Raw genomic sequence first — 19,101 nt, 5'->3', positions numbered from 1 at the left:
CTTCCGAGCCCGCGCCGTCGCCCTCCACGCCGCCGGACCGCTTCCCAGCCCGCACCGTCGCCTCCGCGCCGCCGGACCCGATCCATCCGGCCGTGCGCCGGCCACCCACCGCCGACCGACCCGCGCGACGCCGCCGGACCCGATCCATCCGGCCGTGCGCCGGCCACCCACCGCCGACCGACCCGCGCGACGCCGGCACGCCGCCCGTTCCACGCCGCGACGCCACCCGCCGACAACGCCAGCAGGCGACGCCGCACGGCCATCGCCACACGTCGCCGCACGCCGAAAGCGCCGAGCGACGCCGCACGCCGGAAGCGGCGTCACAGCCAGCCGTTGGACTGGGCGACGCCGACGGCCTCGATGCGGTTGCGGGTGCCGGTCTTCGTGATCGCCGCCGACAGGTAGTTGCGGACCGTGCTCTCCGACAGGCGCAGCCGCCCGGCGATGTCGGCGACCGTCGCGCCGCCCGCGGACTCGCGCAGCACGTCGCGCTCCCGGTCGGTGAGCGGGTCGGGCCCGGCCGCCAGGGCCGCCGCGGCGAGCGCCGGGTCCACGACCCTGCCGCCCGCGTGGACCCGCCGGACGGCGGCGGCGAGCTCCTCGACCGGACCGTCCTTCACCAGGAAGCCGCTCGCGCCGGCCTCCATCGCCCTGCGCAGATACCCGGGCCGCCCGAACGTCGTCAGGATCAGCACCCGGCACCCCGGCACCCGGTCGCGCAGCCGCGCGGCCGCGGTGATCCCGTCGCCGCCGGGCATCTCGATGTCCAGCAGCGCCACGTCGGGCCGGACCCGCTCCGCGACCGGGACGATCTCGTCGCCGGTCGCGACCTGCGCCACCACTTCGATGTCGGGCTCCAGGTCCAGCAGCAGCGCCAGCGCGCCCCGCATCATGCCCTGGTCCTCGGCGAGCAGCACCCTGATCACAGTGGCAGTCTCGCAACGAGCGTGAACCCGCCACCGTCCCGGGCCCCCGCCTCCAGGCTGCCGCCGGCCGCGGCGAGCCGCTCGGTGAGCCCCCGCAGCCCGTTCCCCGATGCCGCTGCCCCTGGCGCCGCTCCGGTGGCCGCCCCGCCGTCGTCCGCGACCCGCAGCGCCGCCGCACCGTCCACGGTGGAGATCTCGATGTCGCAGCGCTGCGCGCCGCTGTGCCGGACCACGTTCGTCGTCGCCTCCCGCAGCGCCCACGCGAGGAGCCGGTCGGCGTCGTCCGGCAGCGGGTCCGCCGTCCGCTGCACCGTCGCGGCGATCCCGGCGCTGGACAGCACCCCCTTCGCGCGGGTCAGCTCGGCGGTCAGGCCGCTCTCCCGATACCCCGTGACCGCCTCCCGGATCTCGACGAGCGCGCGCCGGCCGATGTCCTCGATGTCCGCGGCCTGCGCCGCCGCCGCGGCCGGATCCCGCTCGGCGATGCGCCGCACCACCTCGGCCTTGACGACGATCACCGACAGCGTGTGGCCGAGCAGGTCGTGCAGGTCGCGGGAGAACCGCAGCCGCTCCTCCGCGACCGCGGCGACCGCCAGCGCCTCCTGCGCCCCCTGCAGCTCGCGGATCAGCCGGCCCATCTGGCGGACCGCGCCCACCAGCCCCGACGCGAGGACCGTGCCGACGATGACGCTGAGCAGCGCCGCGGTCTCCGCGTGCTGCAGCCAGCCCAGGACCGCCTCGACCGCCACCACGGCCAGCAGCACGGCCAGCCCGACCGTCATCCGGGGGCGGCCGCCATACACCGCCATGCCGCACGTCGACACGAACAGCAGCACGATCAGCCACCGCTCGCCATACGCGGCGGCCAGCGCCACGCCGAGCGCCGCGACGGTCCCGAACCCGATGTCGGCCACGCGGCGCAGGTCGTCGCGGTGGTCGAAGCCCAACGTGGTGACGGTGACGTAGAGGGCCGTGAACAGCGCCAGGCCGACCCCGGCAACCACGCCACCGTGCTGCGGTGTGATCGTGTCGATCGGGCCCAGCAGCGGAAACGTCCACACGCCGACCCAGAGCAGGCCGCCGACCGACGGCCTCCACCGCTTCCTGGGCATGCGCTCCACCCTAGCCTCCAGGCCATCCGGCACGTCTGGGCCTACAGGCCCGCGGTGCTGCGGACCGAACGGCGGAAGCCGGCGACGGCCAGGACCGTGAACGCGACCAGCCACGCGGCCAGGGTCAGCACGTCGGCGCCGGTCGGCGCGCCGCCGAAGGCGACCTGCCAGGACATGTCGGCATACGCGTGGGTCGGCAGCCACCGCCCGACCGCCGCCACCCAGCCCGGCATCGCGTCCAGCGGCAGCCACAGCCCGCCGACGATCGACATCCCCAGGTACACCAGCAGGTTCAGCGGCTGCACGGTCTGCGCCGTCGCGAGATACCCCATGCCGAGCCCCAGCAAGGCGAACGGCAGCGACCCGAACCACAGCAGCGGCACGATCGCCAGCCACTGGCCCACATCGAGCCGGACCCCGTTGACGGCCACGGCGGCGGCGCACAACGCGACGACCGGGACGATCGCCGTCGCCATCGCCGTGAGTCCCTTGCCGACGACGACGCGCACCGGCGACAGCGGCGTGAGCCGCAGCTGCCGCATCCAGCCGATCGACCGGTCGACCACGACGCCCGAGGCGTAGTTGAGCAGGGCGCCGATCGCCCCGTAGCCGGCCATGCTCACCATCGTGTACGTCGCGGCGACGTCCTTGTCCTGCCCGGTCAGCCCGTGCAGGTTGGTGAACAGCAGATAGCTCAGCAGGGGCATCAGCACCGCGAAGATCAGCAGTCCCGGCATCCTGCCGAGCCGCCGCAGCTCCAGTCGTACATAGGCGAACATCGCGATCACACTCCACTGAGGTTTCCGGTGAGGGTCAGGAACGCGTCCTCCAGGCCGGCGCCGACGACCTCGAGGTCCCGCAGCAGACCCGCGGCGGCGAGGGCGAGGACGGTCGCGTCGGAGTCGGTCGTGGTGAGCACGACCCGCCCGTCCCGCCGCGCGACGGCGACGACGCCCGGCAGCCGCTCGAACCCGCCGTCCTGCCCGCTCTCCTGGTCGGCCACGCTGACGGTGCGGACCGTGACCATCCGCTTCACGCTCGTGGCGGTGCCGTCGGCGATCACGCGGCCACGGTCCAGCACCACGATCCGGTCGGCGTTGTCGTCGGCCTCCTCCAGGTAGTGCGTGGAGAACAGGACGGTGCGGCCCTGCGCGGCGTAGCCACGGATCGCGGCCCAGAACGCGCGCCGCGACTGCACGTCGAGCGCCGCCGTCGGCTCGTCGAGGATCAGCAGGTCCGGCCGGCCGATGACCGCCATCGCGAAGCGCAGCCGCTGCTGCTGCCCGCCGGAGAGCCGCTCCACGGTCCGCCCGGCGAGCCCGTCCAGGTCGGCGAGGGCGATCGCCTCGGCGACGGGCATCGGCCGCGGGTACACCGCGTGCAGGAACTCCAGGAGGTCACGCACGCTCGACCGGGGCGGGACGCCGCCGGCCTGCGGCATCGCCCCGACCCTGCCGTCGGCGACCGCGCGGGCGACCGGCCCGCCGAACAGCTTGGCGGTGCCGGTCCGCGGCGGCAGCATGCCGAGCAGCAGGAGCAGCGTCGTGGACTTGCCGGCGCCGTTGGGCCCCAGCATCGCGACGACCTCACCGGCCTCGATCCGCAGCGACACGTCCCGCACCGCGAGGCCGCCGCCGCGGTACGCGTACGACACCCGATCCAGCTCGACTGTGCTCATGCCATGACGCTATGACCAGCCCACGCGCGGCGGCAGAGACGGCGGTACCCGATCGGCGGTGACAAAAGTACTGGTGTGGATCTTGCGCCGGTACGATCGGTGCCATGCCCCCGACCCCGCAGCCCGGCATCTTCGCCGCCGCCATGGCCGAGCACGCATACCTGGAGTTCGACCTGCGCCCCGGCACCGACCCGCGGGCGCTGCTGGCGGCGCTGGCCGCGGTCGGCGAGCCGATGCCCGCGACCGGCGCCGTCAACGTCGTCATCGGCATCCGCCCCAGCCTGTGGGGCGCCGCGCCCGACGTCAGGGACTTCGACGCGCCGGTGGCCGGTCCGGACGGCTTCACGATGCCGGCGACGCAGCACGACGCGTGGCTGTGGCTGGCGGGCGCCGACCGCACCGCCCTGTTCGACTACACGCGGGCCGCCCTGGCCGTGCTCGCCCCCGTCGCCGACCGCGCCTCGGACGTCGCCGGGTGGGTGTACCACCACGACCGCGACCTCACCGGCTTCATCGACGGCACCGAGAACCCGCCGCGCAGCCTCGCCCCGTCCGTGGCCACCGCCGACGGGTGCGCCGTCGCCCTGGTCCAGCAGTGGCACCACGACACCGCGGCGTTCGACGCGCTGCCCGTCGCCGATCAGGAGCTCGTCATCGGCCGCACCAAGCCCGACAGCGTCGAGCTCGACGAGGACCGCCAGCCCCCGACCTCCCACGTCTCGCGCACCGTGATCACCTCGGCGGACGGCGAGGAGCTGAAGATCTACCGCCGCAACACCGCCTGGGGCACCGTCAGCGAGCACGGCACGATGTTCGTCGGCTTCTGCGCCACCCAGCACCCGCTCGCCGAGATGCTGCGCCGCATGGCCGGCACCGACGACGGCGTCCGCGACGCCCTCACCCGCTACACGACCCCGCTGACCGGCGCGTACTACGTGATCCCCCCGGTCGAGGCGCTCGGCTGACCGTCCCGGGGCCGATCATGGAAGGTGGCGTCATCCTTCGTCACCGGTCAGCCTGAACGTGCCGCCGCGAAGGCGTCCATGCCTTCGAGGTGACGGACTACGGCGTTCAGGGCGACGACCGTTTCCCGGTCGAGGTGGGGGTCTTCCTCCACCGGCCAGGCGCTGCACTTGGCAATGACGATGTCCGCATCCGGGTCGACGTACAGGTACTGCCCATAGATGCCGAGGGCGGCGAACGTGTGGCGACCGCCGCCTGTGACCGTCCACCAGTGATTCGCGTAGCCGTAGTGGTCCGGCTGCTGCCGGCCCAGCGCGCCCGCCATGAGGTGTGGTTCGACATCTCGCCAGCTGCGCTCGACCCAAGCCCGCGACACGATCCGCTGCCCTCCGATCGCACCTCCATGAGACATCAGCTGGCCGATGCGCGCGAGGTCCCGGACAGTGGCGTTGAAGGATCCGCCGCCGATCGCGCTTCGGCCGCTCTCCCTGCTGAGCCAGTAGTAGGCATCGTGGTCAGCACCTATCCTGCTCCACAGCCACCGGGATGCGAACTCTGCCAGGCTGGTGCCGCTGGCGGCCTCCAGGACCCATCCCAGCACCTGGGTGTCTATCGTCGAGTAGTTGAACGCCGCACCGGGCCGGGCGAACCTGGCGACCGACCGGACCACCGCCTCCAGGGAACCGCCCGTGAAGATCGCGTCGGTGAACCGGGCGATGTCGCTCTCGGGATCGGTCCACGACTCCACCGTCCCCGCCCCGCTCGTCATGTCGAGCAGGTGCTCGACCGACACACCGTCGTAGGCGGTCCCGGCGAGATTCGGAAGGTATTGGGTGACCATGTCGGAGACGTCGATGATCATGCGGTTGTCGAGAGCGATCCCGACCAGGATGGATGTGATCGACTTGGTGAGAGAGAACAGCTGGAAGCGCACGCCGGGTCCGGCGAACAGTCCTGGATACGACTCGTGCACCAGGTTCCCCTTGTGGAGCACGACGAATCCGGTGGAGTAGGTCCGGCGGTGCAGATGACCCAGGTCATACGTGCGGCCGTCGAGCTGGTACTCCACCTCGAGCGGCATCGTGAGTCGCCCGGACCGGGTGTAGGAAACCCCCCGCCCCACGGTCGTCGACGGGAACAACCGATTCATGTGGGTAAACGTCCACTCGCTGGTCGGCCGCTGCATCAGCTCCGACGCCGACCGGCGCGAGGCGAACTTCAGGGTGCTACGGACGCTCGTCCCATGGACCGTCTTCAACATCACGGGCCAGCTGCTGGCGCCGCTCCTGGTGCACAGCCTCCTCTGAGCACGGTCCGGGCGCACCGGCTCGCTGGTCTGCCCGGGCCACGTCAGTGGGCTCTGGGGACGAGGTGCTCCAGGCCGATGGGAAGGTCGCGGACCCGGATGCCGGTGGCGTGGTGGACGGCGTTGGCCACGGCGGCGGCGGTGCCGACGATGCCCAGCTCACCGATGCCCTTCACGCCCATGGGGTTGAGGTGGGGGTCCTCCTCGTCGAGGAAGACGACCTCGATCCGTGGGACGTCGGCGTTGACGGCCACGTGGTAGGCGGCCAGGTCGCCGGTGACGAAGTCGCCGGTGCGGGGGTCCACGACGGAGCGCTCCAGCAGGGCGCCGGACAGGCCCATGGTCATGCCGCCGATGAGCTGGGAGCGGGCGGTGGTGGGGTTGACGATGCGGCCGGCGGCGAAGACGCCCAGCAGGCGGTCGACGCGGACCTCGCCGGTGACGGTGGAGACGCGGACCTGGCAGAACTGGGCGCCGTACGCGTCGCGGGCGAAGTCCGGCCGGTCGCGGACGTCGACGGTGGTGTCGGCGCGGACGGCGACGCCGCCGTCGGGGACCGTGCCGCCGTGGTCGCGGTCGATGCGCTCGCGCAGCAGGCGGCACGCCTTGGTGACGGCCCAGCCCCAGGAGGCGGTGCCCATCGAGCCGCCCGCGACGGTGGCGGGGCCGATCGCCGAGTCGCCGACGGCGATCGCGACGTGCTCGAGGGGCACGGCGAGCGCGTCGGCGGCGATCTGGCGCAGGACGGTGCGGGCGCCGGTGCCGATGTCGGCGGCGTTGACCTCCACGTCGAAGCGGTGGTCGGCGGTCGCCCGGGCGAGGGCCGTCGAGGGCCACGTGATCGCCGGGTAGGTGGAGGCGGCGACGCCGGTGCCGATCAGCCACTCGCCGTCGCGGCGGACGGCGGGGCGCGGGTCGCGGGCGGCCCAGCCGAAGCGCTCCGCCCCCGCCTCCAGGCACTCGACGAGATGCCGGCTGGAGAACGGGATCCGCTCCTCGGGGTGCTCCGGCGGCTCGTTGTCGATCCGGAACCGCACCGGGTCCCAGTTCCCGGCGAACGCCAGCTCGTCGATCGCGGACTCCAGGGCGAACGACCCCGGGCACTCGCCGGGTGCCCGCATCCATCCCGGGGTCGGCACGTCGAGGGCCACCACCCGGTGCGTCGTGAGCCGGTTCGGCGCGGCGTACATGTGCCGCGACAGCACCGCGCTCTGCTCGACGAACTCGGCCAGCTGCGACGTCTGGCTGACCGCGTCGTGTCCGATGGCGAGCAGCTCGCCCTGCGCCGACGCGCCGAGGCGGATCCGCTGGATCGTCGGCGTGCGGTAGCCGCCGAGCGCGAAGACCTGCTGCCGGGTCAGCGACAGCTTCACCGGCCGGCCCACGAACCGCGCCGCCATCGCCGCGAGGATCGTGTTGGCCGCGGTCGCCGCCTTGCCGCCGAAGCCGCCGCCGACGTGCTCGTTGACGACGCGCACCGCGGACGGCGGCAGCTCGAACAGGCCGGCGAGCACGTCGTGGACCGACGTGGAGGCCTGGGTGGCGTCGAACACGACGAGGCAGCCGCGCTCCCAGAACGCGGTCGTCGCGTGCGGCTCCATCGCGCAGTGGTGCTCCGCCGGCGTGCGGTAGGTCGCGTCGACCCGCACCGCCGAGGCGGCGAGCCCGGCGTCGACGTCGCCGATCGCGGACCGGGCCGGGTAGCCGGCGTTGACCTGCACCGGCTGGTACAGCGCGGGATGGTCGATCCGCAGCACCGTGTCGGCGATGGTCCCGCCCTCGCTGACCCGCACGAGATCGGCGCCGGCCCGGGCGGCCTCCGGCGACGTCGCGACGACGACGGCGACGACCTGCCCCCGGAACGAGATGCGCGGCGACTGCAGGAGCAGCAGCTCCGGATCGCCGACGGGCTCCAGGCGGGGCGCGTTGCCGTGCCACAGGACCGCCAGGACGCCGTCCTCCGCGAGCGCCCGCGACGTGTCGACGCCGGTGACGACCCCGCGGGCGACCGTCGACTGCACCACCCACGCGTAGGCGGCGCCGGGCACCGGATGGTCGATGGCGTACGGCGCGCGGCCGGTGACCTTGTCCCACGCCTCGACGCGCGGGCTCGCCACCCCGATCGCGGGCGGCGCCGTCCTTCTCACCGCGGTGGTCACCAGCTGGCCTCCGTCATCCCCCGCAGGACCCCGACCGTCAGGTTGCGGATCAGGGGCACCTTGTACGCGTTGTCCCGCAGCGGTCTCGCCGCGGCGAGCTCCTCGTCCGCGGCCCGTTCGAAGCTGTCGACGGTCGCGGTCGCGCCGCGCAGCATCCGCTCCGCCGCGTACGCCCGCCACGGCCGGTGCGCGACCGCCCCGTACGCCAGCCGGACGTCCCGCACGATCCCGTCGCGGACGTCCAGGGCGGCGGCGACCGACCCGGCGGCGAACGCGAACGACGAGCGGTCGCGGACCTTCCGGTACGTCGACAGCCGCGCGATCGGGCTGGCCGGCAGCACCACGGCGGTGATCAGCGCACCCGGCGGGAGGTTCGTGTCGCGTTCCGGCCGTTCGCCGGGCAGCCGGAAGAACTCGTGCACGCTCATCTGCGCGGGCCCGTCCGGCGTCAGCAGCTCGACCCGGGCGTCGACGAGGACCAGGGCGACCGCGAGGTCCGACGGGTTCGTCGCGACGCACTGCGGGGAGGCGCCGAGGATCGCGAGGTCGCGGTGCTCGCCGTCGCGGGCGTCGCAGCCGGACCCCCGCTGCCGCTTGTTGCACGCCTTGGTGACGTCGGTGAAGTACCGGCAGCGGGTGCGCTGCAGCAGGTTCCCGCCGAGGGTGGCCCGGTTGCGCAGCTGCGCCGACGCGCCGGACAGCAGCGCCAGGGCGACCGCCGGGAACCTGGTCCGCACCATCGGGTCGGCGGCGAGGTCGCTGTTGGCGGTGAGCGCGCCGACGCGGATCCCGCCGTCGGGCAGCTCCTCGATGTCCCGCAGCGGCAGGCCGGTCACGTCGACGAGCAGGTCGGGCGTGGTGACGCCGAGCTTCATCAGGTCGACGATGTTGGTGCCGCCGGCGAGGAACGCGGCACCGGGGTGCGCCATCTCCGCGACGGCGGACCCGGCCTCGCCGGCCCGCTGGTAGGCGAACGGTCTCATCGCGCGGCCACCCCGATCGACGACTGGATCGCGGCGACGATGTTGGTGTACGCGCCGCAGCGGCAGAGGTTGCCCGACATCCGTTCCCGGATCTCGTGCTCGTCCAGCGTCACGCCCTCCTGTGCCGACCCCTCCCCAAGGGCCTCCTCGAGCATGCCGACGGCGGAGCAGATCTGGCCGGGCGTACAGAAGCCGCACTGCATCGCGTCGTGCGCCACGAACGCCTCCTGCATCGGGTGCAGCGCCGGGCGCTCGTCCGGCGGCGCCGCCGTGTGGGTCGCGGTGCGGCTGCTGAGCCCCTCGACCGTCGTCACCTCGGCGTCCTGGCAGGTGACGGCGAGGATCAGGCAGCTGTTCACCCGCCGGCCGTCGAGCAGGACCGTGCACGCGCCGCACTGGCCGTGGTCGCAGCCCTTCTTCGTGCCCGGCAGCTGCAGCTGCTCGCGGAGCACGTCGAGCAGGGTCGCCCGGTTGTCGGTCCGCAGCTGCTGCGGGTGACCGTTGACGCTGAGCATGACGTCGCTGGTGAACTGGCTCTCCACAGACGACCTCCTGCCCAGCCGGGCCCCACCCATGCACGCCCCACCCTTCGGGGTCCGCGAAGTCACCCGAACTGTGGGACCGTGAGTGGTGTGAACGGCGCAGTCACCCGGGACGGCTGTCCCGTCGACCTGTATCGCCTGCTCCCGGCGACCGGCGAGCCCGCGCTCGTCCATGCGGCGGTCCCGCCCGGCGCGGAGATCCTCGAGCTGGGGTGCGGCGCCGGCCGGCTCACCCACCCGCTGACCGGCCTCGGCCATCCGGTGACGGCCGTCGACAACTCCGCCGAGATGCTCGCCCACGTGCGCGGCGCCACCACCGTCCTCGCCGACATCGAGACGCTCGACCTCGACCGGCGGTTCCCGGTGGTCCTGCTGGCGAGCCACCTCTGCAACACCCCCGACGACCGGCTGCGCGGCCGGCTCCTCGCCGCCTGTCGCCGGCACCTCGACGCGGCCGGCCGGGTCGTGGTCCAGTGGCTGCCGCCGGCGTGGTTCGACCGCGTGTTCGCCGACATGCGCCCCGTCAGCGGCCGCATCGGCGACATCGAGGTGACCGACAGCCCGCTCTCCCACGACGGCACGGTCCTGCAGGCGATGTGCACGTACCGCGACACCGGGTCGCCGGACGCCGCCGTCTGGACGCACCGCTTCGCCACTCGCCGGCTGAGCCGCGCCGAGCTGCACGCCGCCCTGACCGGCGCGGGCCTGCGCTTCGAGCGCCACCTCGACCCCGGACGGCGCTGGTTCACCGCGGTGCTGTGACGCCCTTGACCTCAACGTCACTTCATGTTCGACGCTGGTGCGCATGAAGGCGATCGAGGTCGCCCGCTTCGGCGGGCCGGAAGTCCTGCAACTGCGTGAGGTGCCCGACCCGGTCCCGGGCGACGGCGAGGTGGTCGTCGAGGTCGAGGCCGCCGACACCCTGTGGCTGGAGACCCAGGTCCGGGCCGGCCGCAGCGCCTACTTCCCGGTGACGCCGCCGTACCGGCCGGGCGTCGGCGTCGCCGGCACCGTCGGCGGCCGGCGGGTCCTCGCCCGGCTCGGGCACGCCGGCGGCGGCTACGCGACCCGGGTCACCTTCGCCGCCGCCGATCTCGTCGACGTGCCCGGCGGGGTCGGCTCGCGGGAGGCCGCCGCGGTCCTGCACGACGGCGTCACCACCCTGGCGTTGCTGGACGTCGTGAAGATCGTCGCCGGCGACCGGGTGCTCGTCACCGCCGCCGCTGGCGGGATGGGCGCGCTGCTCGTCCAGGCCGCGAAGGCCGCCGGCGCGACGGTGGTGGCGGCGGCCCGCGGTGCCGCCAAGCTCGGTGCGCTGCGGACGCTCGGCGCCGACGTCGTCGTCGACTACGGCGTCGCCGACTGGACGGACGCGGTGTGGGAGGCGACCGGCGGGCTCGACGTGGTCCTCGACGGCGCCGGCGGCGACTACGGCCGCGCCGCGTTCGACCTCGTCGTGGAGGGCGGCCGGTTCTCCGCGCACGGCACCCCCGCCGGCGCGTTCGCCACCGCCGACCCCTCGGTCGCGCGGTCCCGCGGCGTCACCGCGACGGGGATCGACGAGGTCCAGCTCCCCCCGGAGCGGTTCCGCGCCTACCTGGCCCGCGCCCTGGACGACGTCGCCGCCGGGCGGCTCGCGCCCCTCATCGGCCAGGCGTTCCCGCTGGCCCGCGCCGCCGACGCGCACGCCGCGATCGAGTCGAGGACGGCCGTCGGCAAGACGGTCCTAACAGTCACATGAGACGGCCCAGCGCGGGGCGGTCAGCTCGTCGGCGGGGCGCCGGTCGGGCCCGGCCGGCGACACGAACGTGAAGCCCTCCCGCACCCAGTACTCGTAGCCGCCGAGCATCTCCTTGACGTCGTAGCCGAGCTTCGCGAACTCCAGGGCCGCCCGGGTGGCGCCGTTGCAGCCCGGGCCCCAGCAGTACGTGACGACCTGGGTGCCGGGCGGGACCAGCTCGGCGGCGCGGGCGGCGATCTGCGCCGTCGGGAGGTGCACGGCGCCCGGCAGGTGCCCCTGCGCCCAGGCCTGCGCGCCGCGCGAGTCGACGACGACGTAGCCCGTGGTGCGGGCCTCCAGCGCGGCGTGGACGTCGCTGACGTCGGTCTCGAAGCGCAGGCGTCCGGCGAAGTGCTCGATGGCGGCGGTGTTGGTCATGCGTTCATGGTGTCGTCGGCACCGGGCGGCGGAACAGTGGCGTGAATGCCACCCTCCGCTAAGATACCGCCATGCTCGACGTCTCCGTTCTGGTGTATCCGGGCATGTCGGCCTTCGAGACCGGGATCGTCACGGAGGTGTTCGGGCTGCCCCGCCCGGAGTTCGACCGGCCCTGGTATCGCCTGGTCGTGTGCGCGCCGAGCGCCGCGCCGGTGCCGATGATCGGCGGGGCGACGCTCACCACCCCGTTCGGCCTGGCGGACTTCGCCGCCGCCGACACCGTCATCGTGCCGGGCGTCGCCGACGTGCACCGGGACCCGCCGGCCGCGGTCCTCGACGCGCTGCGCGCCGCGCACGACCGCGGCGCCCGCATCCTGTCGATCTGCTCCGGCGCGTTCGCGCTCGCCGCCGCCGGGCTGCTCGACGGCCGGCGCGCCACCACCCACTGGCGCTACGCGGACCTGCTACGGCGCCGGTTCCCCGCCGTCCACGTGGACCCCGGCGTCCTCTACCTCGCCGACGGCGACGTGTGGACGAGCGCCGGCAGTGCCGCCGGCCTCGACCTGTGCCTGCACGTCGTGCGCGCCGACCACGGCGCCGCGATCGCCAACGCCGTCGCCCGCCGGCTCGTCGTGCAGCCGCACCGCGACGGCGGCCAGGCACAGTACATCGAGGCGCCGATGCCCGCCGACGTCGGCGACGACCGGATCGCCCGTAGCGTCGACTGGGCCCTCGCGCACCTCGCGGAGCCGCTCAGCGTCGACGTGCTGGCCCGGCAGGCGCACATGTCGCCGCGCACCTACCTGCGGCACTTCACCCGCACCACCGGCACGAGCCCGATCCGCTGGCTGATCCGGCAGCGGGTCCAGGCGAGCCTGGCGCTGCTCGAGTCGACGGACACGCCGATCGAGCAGATCGCGGCGGCGGTCGGGTTCGACACGCCGGTCACGTTCCGGCACCACTTCGCCGCGACCATGCGCACCTCGCCGTCGGCGTACCGGCAGGCGTTCCGGACAGAAAGGAGCGCCGCCGGCAGGTAGGGTGACCCGCTGTGCGCCTCTGGTTGACGCTCGTCGGCATCGGCTTCCGGCGATGGTCGACCTACCGGCTCGCGGCGTTCGCGGGCGCGTTCACCAACAGCGTCTTCGGGCTGATCCGCGCCGGGGTCGTCACCGCGACGGTCGCCGTGGCTGGCGGCACCCTCGGCGGCTACGACACGCTGGCGGGCGTCACCTACGTGTGGCTCGGGCAGGCCCTCATCGGCCCGGTCTACTTCTTCGCGTGGAGCGAGCTGGCGCAGCGCATCCGCTCCGGCGACGTCGCCGTCGACCTGGCCCGCCCCGTCGACCCGATGCTCGCCTACCTCGCCGCCGACCTGGGCCGGGCGGCGTTCGTGTTCCTGCCCCGCGGCCTGCCGCCGCTCGCCGTCGGCGCGCTGGTGACGGGGCTCGCCCTGCCCGGCGACCCGCTCGGGTACGCCCTCGGGGTGCTGAGCGTCGCCCTCGCGGTCGTGGTGTCGTTCGCGTGCCGCTGGCTGGTCAACCTGACCGCGTTCTGGCTGCTGGACCTGCGCGGCCCGATGACGCTGTACCTGCTGGTCACCAACATCCTGTGCGGCCTCGCGGTGCCGGTGCACTGGTTCCCCGGCTGGCTCGCCGCTGTCGCCGCCGCCAGCCCGTTCCCATCGATGCTGCAGACCCCGATCGACGTGCTCATGGGCCACGCCGCCGGCTGGGACGCGGTGCGGCTGCTGGCCGTGCAGGCCGCGTGGGCCGCCGCGCTGCTCGCCGCCGGCCGGGTCGTCTTCGGCTTCGGCACGCGCAAGCTGGTGATCCAGGGTGGCTAACCCGTACGTGGTGCTCGTCCGGCTGCGGATGCGGGCGCAGACGGTGTACCGGGGCTCGTTCGCGGTCGAGATCCTCGCCAGCCTCGGCGCGACGGTCAGCGGCTTCGGCGAGCTCTACGTCATCTTCGCCAACGTGCCCGCGCTCGGCGGCCTCGACTTCGCCGCCGCGGTGCTCGTCTTCGCGATCGGGCACGTCTCGTTCAGCCTCGCCGACCTGGTCGTCGGGCACCTCGACGCGCTGCCGACCTACCTGCGGGCTGGCACGCTCGACGCGTTCCTGCTGCGGCCGCTGCCGGTCCTCGCCCAGCTGATCACCGCCGACGTCTCGTTGCGGCGCTTCGGCCGTACCGTCGCCGGCACCGCCATCGCCGTCGTCGCCCTGGCTTCGTCCGATGTGGACTGGACGCCGGCGAAGGGTGCGCTGCTCGCGGTGACCGTCTGCTCCGGCGCGGCCCTGTTCGCCGCGTTCTTCGTCGGCGCCGCCGCCGTGCAGTTCTGGCTCGTCGAGGGCACCGAGTTCACCGCGTCGTTCGTGTACGGCGGCAACTACGCCGCGCAGTTCCCGGCGAGCGTGTTCGCCACGCCCGTCCGCGTGCTCTTCACGTTCGTCGTGCCGGCGGCGTTCGTGGCCTACCTGCCGGTGCTGACCCTGCTCGACCTGCCGGGCGGGGGCGCCCTCGGCTGGTGCTCGCCCGTCGCCGCCGCGGCGGTCTGGATCGTGGCGCTGCTCGGCTGGCGGGCGGGCCTGCGGCACTACACGGGAGCGGGATCGTGAACATCATCTCCGTGTCGAACCTGCGCCGCGCGTTCGGCGCGAAGACGGCCGTGGACGACCTCTCGTTCGACGTCCCGCGCGGCGCCGCCGTCGGCTACATCGGCGCCAACGGGGCCGGCAAGTCGACCACCATCAAGATGCTCACCGGCATCCTCAAACCCACCTCCGGCACGGCGCTGACCTGTGGCCTGGAGCCGCTACAGCAGCGCCGGCAGCTGGCCCGCCGCATCGGCGTCGTCTTCGGGCAGCGCAGCCAGCTGTGGTGGGACCTGCCGCTGCGCGACTCGTTCCGGGCCCTCGGCGCGATCCACCGACTCGCCCCCGACGCGGTGCGCGCCCGCACCGGCGAGCTCGTCGACCGCCTGGACCTCGACGACTTCGTCGACACCCCCGTCCGGCAGCTGTCGCTCGGCCAGCGCATCCGCGGCGAGGTCGCCGCGGCCCTGCTGCACGGCCCGGAGCTGCTCATCCTCGACGAGCCCACGATCGGCCTCGACGTGCTCAGCAAGGAGCGCCTGCGGGTGTTCCTCACCGAGCAGCGCGCCCAGCACGGCACCAGCCTGCTGCTGGCCACCCACGACATGGGCGACGTGCGCCGCCTCACCGAGCGCATCCTCGTCGTCGACCACGGCCGGCTCGCCTTCGACGGCACCCTCACCGAGCTCGCCGGCCAGGTCGGCGCCGAGCGCATCGTCGTGCTCGACCTCACCGAGCCCGCCCCCGACCTCGTCGGCGTCCCCGGCACCCGCCTGGTCGGTGTCGAGGCCGGCGGCCTGCGCCAGCGGCTGTCGTTCGCTCCCGGCGAGACGACGGTCGCCGCTATCCTGTCCGTCGTGGCGTCGCGCGCCCAGGTGCACGACCTGACCATCGAGGAGCCTGACATCGAAGCCGTGGTGCGGAGGTTGTACGCGTCGTGACCACCCCTTCCGACGACGTCCTGGTCTCGGTGGCGCTGGCCCGGGAGGCCCTCGCCGGCGTCCCCGACGACGGCTGGGACCGCCCCGCCGGCACCCTCACCTGGACCTGCTGGGAGGTCGTCGAGCACGCCGCCGACGACCTGTTCGCCTACGCGGCCCAGATCGGTGTGCCCGACCCGCCGGTGACCGCCTACCTGCCGATCGCCTACCGCTCCCAGTACGACGGCGGCCCCGTCAGCACCGTCTTCGTCGAGCGCTCCGGCGGCACCCTCGGCCTGCTCCGCACGCTGTCCGCCTGCGCCGCGATGCTCGCCGGCGCCGTGACCCTCGCCCCGCCGTCGCGCCGGGCGTACCACCCGTACGGCGTCAGCGACGCCCCGGGCTTCGCCGCCATGGGCGTCGTCGAGGTCCTCGTCCACACCTTCGACGCCGCCGCCGGCACCGGCGTCGCCTGGACCCCGCCCGCCGACCTGTGCGCCCGGGCCCTCGACCGCCTCTTCCCGGGCCTGCCCGACCACCCGGACCCGTGGGAGCTCCTCCTGTGGGCCACCGGCCGCCGCGCCCTCCCCAACCAAGCGGCCCGCTCCGAGTGGCGCTGGGACGGCCGCCCCCTCCACGAACGCGACTAGGTCGTGTCTCTTGGATCTCTGGTGGTGAGGTCGCGGAGCCAGATTTTGATGATGGCGACGTCGATGGCGGCCAGGTACATGAAGGCACGTTTGTCGTAGCGGGTGGCGACGGCGCGGAACTGTTTGAGCTTGCTGACCGCGCGTTCGACGGTGTTGCGTTCCTTGTACCGTTCGGTGTCGAACGCGGGTGGCCGGCCACCCGCGGCGCCGCGTTTGCGGCGGTTGGCCTGCTGGTCGACGCGTTCAGGGATGGTGGCGGCGAGATCCAAGAGACACGGCCTTGGTGGCTGAGCGTCTCGCCACCGGTGTGACGCAGGCGTGACGGCTCGCCGACGGCCCTGTGTCTTCGAGATCGCGGCCACGCTCCCCGTGTCTGTCAGACCCGAGCCACCGCGGGGAGTTCGCTGATAATGCGTATTAGTCACTGACGCGAACGGGTAACGAAACCTCCCCCGGCGCTTGACGGCGCTGCCCGGGCGAGCGCAGGATTCGAGCCCTGAAGGTGCTGATACGCATTAGCGAAGGGGATCGTCGTGGGGCGTCGGGTCACGCAGCGGGATATCGCGCGGATGACGGGCGTCAGCCAGGCGACGGTCTCGGTGGTGCTGAACGACCGGGCGGACAGCGAGATCCGGATCGCGCCCGAGACGCGGCAGCGGGTGCTCGACGCGATCCGCGCCACCGGCTACGTGGCGGACGTCGTCGGCCGACGGCTGGCGGACCGCAGCAACCGGATCCTCGGGGTGTTCACCTACGAGCCGGTGTTCCCCAGCACGACCGCGGACTTCTACCACCCGTTCCTGGTGGGTATCGAGCAGCGGGCCGAGCAGGTGGGGTGTGACCTGCTGCTGTTCACGTCGGGGCCGCACCGGATGCGGCTCGCCGACGGGTGCATCGTGCTCGGGCGGTTCATCGGGAAAGAGGAGCTGGCGCGGCTGGTCGGCGAGCACCACCCGTTCGTGAGCGTCGGACGGCGGGACTCGCCGGACGTGCCGTACGTGGGGGCCGACTACGGGGGCGCGACCGCCGCGCTGGTCGCGCAGGCCGTCGCGCTGGGGCACCGGAGGTTCGCCTACGTCGGCACCGGCGGGCCCGCCGAGTCGCACCTCGACAGGCTGCGCGGGTTCGCCGACGCATGCCTGGCGGCCGGGGTGCACGCCACCCACCAGCCGCGGTGGACGCCCCAGGACGACGTCACCGCGATCTTCCTGGAGGAGCCCGCCGACGCGGCCGAGCTCATCACCAACCTCCGCGACCACGGGCGGGACGTGCCCGGCGACGTGTCGGTGGTGGTGCTCGGCGAGCCGACCAGGGCCGGCGCCACTCCCCCGCCGCTGGACGTGACGAGGTTCCGCACACCGCGCAGCGAGATGGGCCGGCAGGCCGTGGACCACCTGACCGAACTGGTCAACGGGGCGCAGGGCCGGCAGACGTTGCTGGCCTGCGAGCTCGTCGCGGGTGAAACCCTGAAAACAGCAAGATCGAGGAGAGACACGTGAAGGAGATCACGGCGGACGTGCTCGTCGTGGGCGGCGGGCTCGGCGGGGTGGCGGCGGCGCTCGCCGCGCTGCGGGCCGGGCGGACGGTCGTGCTCACCGAGGAGTTCGACTGGATCGGCGGCCAGCTCACCAGCCAGGCCGTGCCACCGGACGAGCACTCCTGGGTCGAGCAGTTCGGCGTGACGGCCAGCTACCGGGCGCTCAGGGACGGGATCCGCGACTACTACCGCCGGTACTACCCGCTGACCGACGCGGCCCGGCGGTGGGTGCACCTGAACCCCGGCGCCGGCGGCGTGAGCCGGCTGTGTCACGAGCCCGTGGTGGCGAAGGCGGTGCTGGAGGCGATGCTCCAGCCGTACCGTGGCGGCGGCCGGCTCCGCGTGCTGCAGCCGTGGAAGGCGACGGCCGCCGAGAGCGACGGCGACCGGGTCACGTCCGTGACCGGCCGGCACCGCGACACCGGCGAGCAGACGGTCGTCACCGCGCGGTACGTGCTGGACGCGACCGAGACCGGCGAGCTGCTGCCGCTGACCGGCACCGAGTACGTGACGGGCTTCGAGTCGCAGGACGACACGGGCGAGCCGAGCGCACCGGCGACGGCGCAGCCGGCGAACATGCAGGCGGTCTCGGTGTGCTTCGCGATCGACCACGTCGACGGCGACCACACCATCGACCGGCCCGACTCCTACGGGTTCTGGCGGGCCTACACGCCGCCGTTCTGGGGCGGGCCGCTGCTGTCGTGGCGCTCGCCGCACCCGCGGACCCTGGAGATCTCCGAGCGCAGCTTCACGCCCAACCCCGACGACGACCCCCTGGGCGTCGTGGCCGACCAGCGGCTCAACCCGGGCGACGCGAACCTGTGGACGTTCCGGCGGATCGCGGCCCGCAACCTGTTCACGCCGGGCGCGTACGGCAGCGACATCTCACTCGTCAACTGGCCGATGATCGACTACTTCGAGGCCCCGGTCATCGACGTCCCGGACGCGGACGAGCAGCTGGCGCGCGCCCGGGAGCTGTCGATGTCGGTGCTGTACTGGCTGCAGACGGAGGCCCCGCGACCCGACGGCGGCACCGGCTTCCCCGGCCTGCGGCTGCGCGGCGACGTGACTGGCGGCAGCGACGGCCTGGCCCAGGCGCCGTACGTGCGCGAGTCGCGGCGCATCCTCGCCGACTACACCATCGTGGAGCAGGACCTGTCCCACGCGGTCCGCGGCGACAAGGGCAGCGTCACCTACGCCGATTCGGTCGGGGTCGGCATGTACCGCATCGACCTGCACCCGTCCACGGGCGGCGACACGTACATCGACGTGCCGTCCAGCCCGTTCCAGATCCCGCTCGGCGCGCTGCTGCCCCGCCGGGTGGAGAACCTCCTGCCGGCGGCGAAGAACCTCGGCACGACCCACATCACCAACGGCTGTTACCGCCTGCACCCCATCGAGTGGAACATCGGCGAGGCCGCCGGCGCACTGGCCGCGTTCTGCCTGAACGAGGGCACCACTCCCCGCGCCGTCCGGGAGGACCCGTCCCGGCTCGCCGACTTCCAGTCCCGGCTCACCGCCGACGGCGTCGAGCTCGCCTGGCCCGACGTCACCGCGTACTGAAGACACC

General features: G+C 73.6%; 21 protein-coding genes. 11 read left to right on the top strand and 10 right to left on the bottom strand.

Features of this window, described 5'->3' with window-relative positions; genetic code table 11:
• Positions 1-320: 320 nt before the first annotated feature.
• Genes ABD332_RS19445 through ABD332_RS19430 form a run of 4 tightly spaced genes read right to left on the bottom strand, consistent with a single transcriptional unit; the run spans position 321 to position 3,716 of the window.
• Entirely contained in the window at positions 321-926 is a 606-nt protein-coding gene (locus tag ABD332_RS19445; RefSeq protein WP_344503393.1) for a response regulator, read from the bottom strand.
• A complete protein-coding gene (locus ABD332_RS19440) occupies positions 923-2,038 on the bottom strand; it encodes a sensor histidine kinase (protein ID WP_344503392.1) in 1,116 nt (371 codons plus the stop codon). Before ABD332_RS19440 ends, ABD332_RS19445 begins: the two co-directional genes overlap by 4 nt.
• Before the next feature lie 41 nt (positions 2,039-2,079).
• Positions 2,080-2,817: an ABC transporter permease gene (locus ABD332_RS19435; RefSeq protein ID WP_344503391.1), complete on the bottom strand. Its 738-nt coding sequence runs from the start codon at positions 2,815-2,817 to the stop codon at positions 2,080-2,082.
• A gap of 5 nt (positions 2,818-2,822) precedes the next feature.
• The gene (locus tag ABD332_RS19430) at positions 2,823-3,716 is read right to left on the bottom strand and encodes an ABC transporter ATP-binding protein (RefSeq protein WP_344503389.1); all 894 of its coding nucleotides are present in this window, start codon (positions 3,714-3,716) and stop codon (positions 2,823-2,825) included.
• A gap of 104 nt (positions 3,717-3,820) precedes the next feature.
• Here ABD332_RS19430 and ABD332_RS19425 point away from each other — a divergent pair, with 104 nt between their 5' ends.
• Complete coding sequence (locus tag ABD332_RS19425) at positions 3,821-4,681, top strand: Dyp-type peroxidase (RefSeq protein ID WP_344503388.1); 861 nt, start codon at positions 3,821-3,823, stop codon at positions 4,679-4,681.
• 47 nt (positions 4,682-4,728) lie between these two features.
• Here the strand turns inward: ABD332_RS19425 and ABD332_RS19420 are convergent, their stop codons facing one another.
• Positions 4,729-5,829 carry a serine hydrolase domain-containing protein gene (locus ABD332_RS19420; RefSeq protein ID WP_344503387.1) on the bottom strand — a complete coding sequence of 367 codons (1,101 nt, stop codon included), beginning with the start codon at positions 5,827-5,829 and terminating at the stop codon, positions 4,729-4,731.
• On the opposite strand from ABD332_RS19420, the gene ABD332_RS19415 reads away from it, so the two are divergent.
• Positions 5,828-5,986, top strand: a complete 159-nt coding sequence (locus ABD332_RS19415) for a hypothetical protein (RefSeq protein WP_344503386.1) — start codon at positions 5,828-5,830, stop codon at positions 5,984-5,986. The genes ABD332_RS19420 and ABD332_RS19415 overlap by 2 nt on opposite strands.
• A gap of 43 nt (positions 5,987-6,029) precedes the next feature.
• Here the strand turns inward: ABD332_RS19415 and ABD332_RS19410 are convergent, their stop codons facing one another.
• From ABD332_RS19410 to ABD332_RS19400, 3 genes are read right to left on the bottom strand one after another with little or no spacing between them, the layout of a single operon-like run.
• Complete coding sequence (locus tag ABD332_RS19410) at positions 6,030-8,144, bottom strand: xanthine dehydrogenase family protein molybdopterin-binding subunit (RefSeq protein WP_344503385.1); 2,115 nt, start codon at positions 8,142-8,144, stop codon at positions 6,030-6,032.
• Entirely contained in the window at positions 8,141-9,127 is a 987-nt protein-coding gene (locus ABD332_RS19405) for an FAD binding domain-containing protein (protein WP_344503383.1), read from the bottom strand. The genes ABD332_RS19410 and ABD332_RS19405 overlap by 4 nt, the downstream gene beginning before the upstream one ends.
• Positions 9,124-9,642 carry a (2Fe-2S)-binding protein gene (locus ABD332_RS19400; RefSeq protein ID WP_344503645.1) on the bottom strand — a complete coding sequence of 173 codons (519 nt, stop codon included), beginning with the start codon at positions 9,640-9,642 and terminating at the stop codon, positions 9,124-9,126. Before ABD332_RS19400 ends, ABD332_RS19405 begins: the two co-directional genes overlap by 4 nt.
• 117 nt (positions 9,643-9,759) lie before the next feature.
• Here ABD332_RS19400 and ABD332_RS19395 point away from each other — a divergent pair, with 117 nt between their 5' ends.
• Entirely contained in the window at positions 9,760-10,431 is a 672-nt protein-coding gene (locus ABD332_RS19395; protein WP_344503382.1) for a class I SAM-dependent methyltransferase, read from the top strand.
• Positions 10,432-10,474: 43 nt separating this feature from the next.
• Entirely contained in the window at positions 10,475-11,410 is a 936-nt protein-coding gene (locus ABD332_RS19390) for a zinc-binding dehydrogenase (RefSeq protein ID WP_344503381.1), read from the top strand.
• On the opposite strand, the gene ABD332_RS19385 is transcribed toward ABD332_RS19390, so the two are convergent.
• Entirely contained in the window at positions 11,396-11,827 is a 432-nt protein-coding gene (locus tag ABD332_RS19385; protein WP_344503380.1) for a rhodanese-like domain-containing protein, read from the bottom strand. The genes ABD332_RS19390 and ABD332_RS19385 overlap by 15 nt on opposite strands.
• A 71-nt stretch (positions 11,828-11,898) precedes the next feature.
• Here ABD332_RS19385 and ABD332_RS19380 point away from each other — a divergent pair, with 71 nt between their 5' ends.
• From ABD332_RS19380 to ABD332_RS19360, 5 genes are read left to right on the top strand one after another with little or no spacing between them, the layout of a single operon-like run.
• Positions 11,899-12,867, top strand: coding sequence for a helix-turn-helix domain-containing protein (locus ABD332_RS19380; RefSeq protein WP_344503379.1), 969 nt, complete (start codon positions 11,899-11,901; stop codon positions 12,865-12,867).
• An 11-nt stretch (positions 12,868-12,878) separates the two neighbouring features.
• Entirely contained in the window at positions 12,879-13,673 is a 795-nt protein-coding gene (locus ABD332_RS19375; protein ID WP_344503378.1) for an ABC transporter permease, read from the top strand.
• On the top strand, positions 13,666-14,448 hold the full coding sequence (locus ABD332_RS19370) for an ABC transporter permease (RefSeq protein ID WP_344503377.1): 783 nt from the start codon (positions 13,666-13,668) through the stop codon (positions 14,446-14,448). The genes ABD332_RS19375 and ABD332_RS19370 overlap by 8 nt, the downstream gene beginning before the upstream one ends.
• Positions 14,445-15,365: an ABC transporter ATP-binding protein gene (locus tag ABD332_RS19365; RefSeq protein WP_344503376.1), complete on the top strand. Its 921-nt coding sequence runs from the start codon at positions 14,445-14,447 to the stop codon at positions 15,363-15,365. Before ABD332_RS19370 ends, ABD332_RS19365 begins: the two co-directional genes overlap by 4 nt.
• Positions 15,362-15,994 (top strand): maleylpyruvate isomerase N-terminal domain-containing protein, encoded by a 633-nt coding sequence (locus ABD332_RS19360; protein WP_344503375.1) that lies wholly within the window; start codon positions 15,362-15,364, stop codon positions 15,992-15,994. The genes ABD332_RS19365 and ABD332_RS19360 overlap by 4 nt, the downstream gene beginning before the upstream one ends.
• On the opposite strand, the gene ABD332_RS19355 is transcribed toward ABD332_RS19360, so the two are convergent.
• The gene (locus ABD332_RS19355) at positions 15,991-16,263 is read right to left on the bottom strand and encodes a hypothetical protein (protein WP_425552242.1); all 273 of its coding nucleotides are present in this window, start codon (positions 16,261-16,263) and stop codon (positions 15,991-15,993) included. The two genes, ABD332_RS19360 and ABD332_RS19355, sit on opposite strands and share 4 nt — an antisense overlap.
• 264 nt (positions 16,264-16,527) lie before the next feature.
• Here ABD332_RS19355 and ABD332_RS19350 point away from each other — a divergent pair, with 264 nt between their 5' ends.
• Complete coding sequence (locus ABD332_RS19350) at positions 16,528-17,493, top strand: LacI family DNA-binding transcriptional regulator (RefSeq protein WP_344503374.1); 966 nt, start codon at positions 16,528-16,530, stop codon at positions 17,491-17,493.
• Complete coding sequence (locus ABD332_RS19345) at positions 17,490-19,094, top strand: FAD-dependent oxidoreductase (protein WP_344503373.1); 1,605 nt, start codon at positions 17,490-17,492, stop codon at positions 19,092-19,094. Before ABD332_RS19350 ends, ABD332_RS19345 begins: the two co-directional genes overlap by 4 nt.
• Positions 19,095-19,101 lie beyond the last annotated feature (7 nt).

It is taken from the genome of Dactylosporangium maewongense (genome assembly GCF_039531485.1).
Lineage (GTDB): Bacteria > Actinomycetota > Actinomycetes > Mycobacteriales > Micromonosporaceae > Dactylosporangium > Dactylosporangium maewongense.
The sequence above is the reverse complement of the archived record's forward strand: the minus strand, read 5'-3'. Positions and strand labels throughout refer to the sequence as shown.

Bases quoted from the DNA above. Each gene is read 5' to 3' on its own strand.
- ABD332_RS19440 (WP_344503392.1), bottom strand. From the start codon at position 2,038: ATGCCCAGGAAGCGGTGGAGGCCGTCGGTCGGCGGCCTGCTCTGGGTC.
- ABD332_RS19435 (WP_344503391.1), bottom strand. From the start codon at position 2,817: ATGTTCGCCTATGTACGACTGGAGCTGCGGCGGCTCGGCAGGATGCCG.
- ABD332_RS19430 (WP_344503389.1), bottom strand. From the start codon at position 3,716: ATGAGCACAGTCGAGCTGGATCGGGTGTCGTACGCGTACCGCGGCGGC.
- ABD332_RS19425 (WP_344503388.1), top strand. From the start codon at position 3,821: ATGCCCCCGACCCCGCAGCCCGGCATCTTCGCCGCCGCCATGGCCGAG.
- ABD332_RS19415 (WP_344503386.1), top strand. From the start codon at position 5,828: ATGTGGGTAAACGTCCACTCGCTGGTCGGCCGCTGCATCAGCTCCGAC.
- ABD332_RS19420 (WP_344503387.1), bottom strand. From the start codon at position 5,829: ATGAATCGGTTGTTCCCGTCGACGACCGTGGGGCGGGGGGTTTCCTAC.
- ABD332_RS19405 (WP_344503383.1), bottom strand. From the start codon at position 9,127: ATGAGACCGTTCGCCTACCAGCGGGCCGGCGAGGCCGGGTCCGCCGTC.
- ABD332_RS19400 (WP_344503645.1), bottom strand. From the start codon at position 9,642: ATGCTCAGCGTCAACGGTCACCCGCAGCAGCTGCGGACCGACAACCGG.
- ABD332_RS19390 (WP_344503381.1), top strand. From the start codon at position 10,475: ATGAAGGCGATCGAGGTCGCCCGCTTCGGCGGGCCGGAAGTCCTGCAA.
- ABD332_RS19385 (WP_344503380.1), bottom strand. From the start codon at position 11,827: ATGACCAACACCGCCGCCATCGAGCACTTCGCCGGACGCCTGCGCTTC.
- ABD332_RS19380 (WP_344503379.1), top strand. From the start codon at position 11,899: ATGCTCGACGTCTCCGTTCTGGTGTATCCGGGCATGTCGGCCTTCGAG.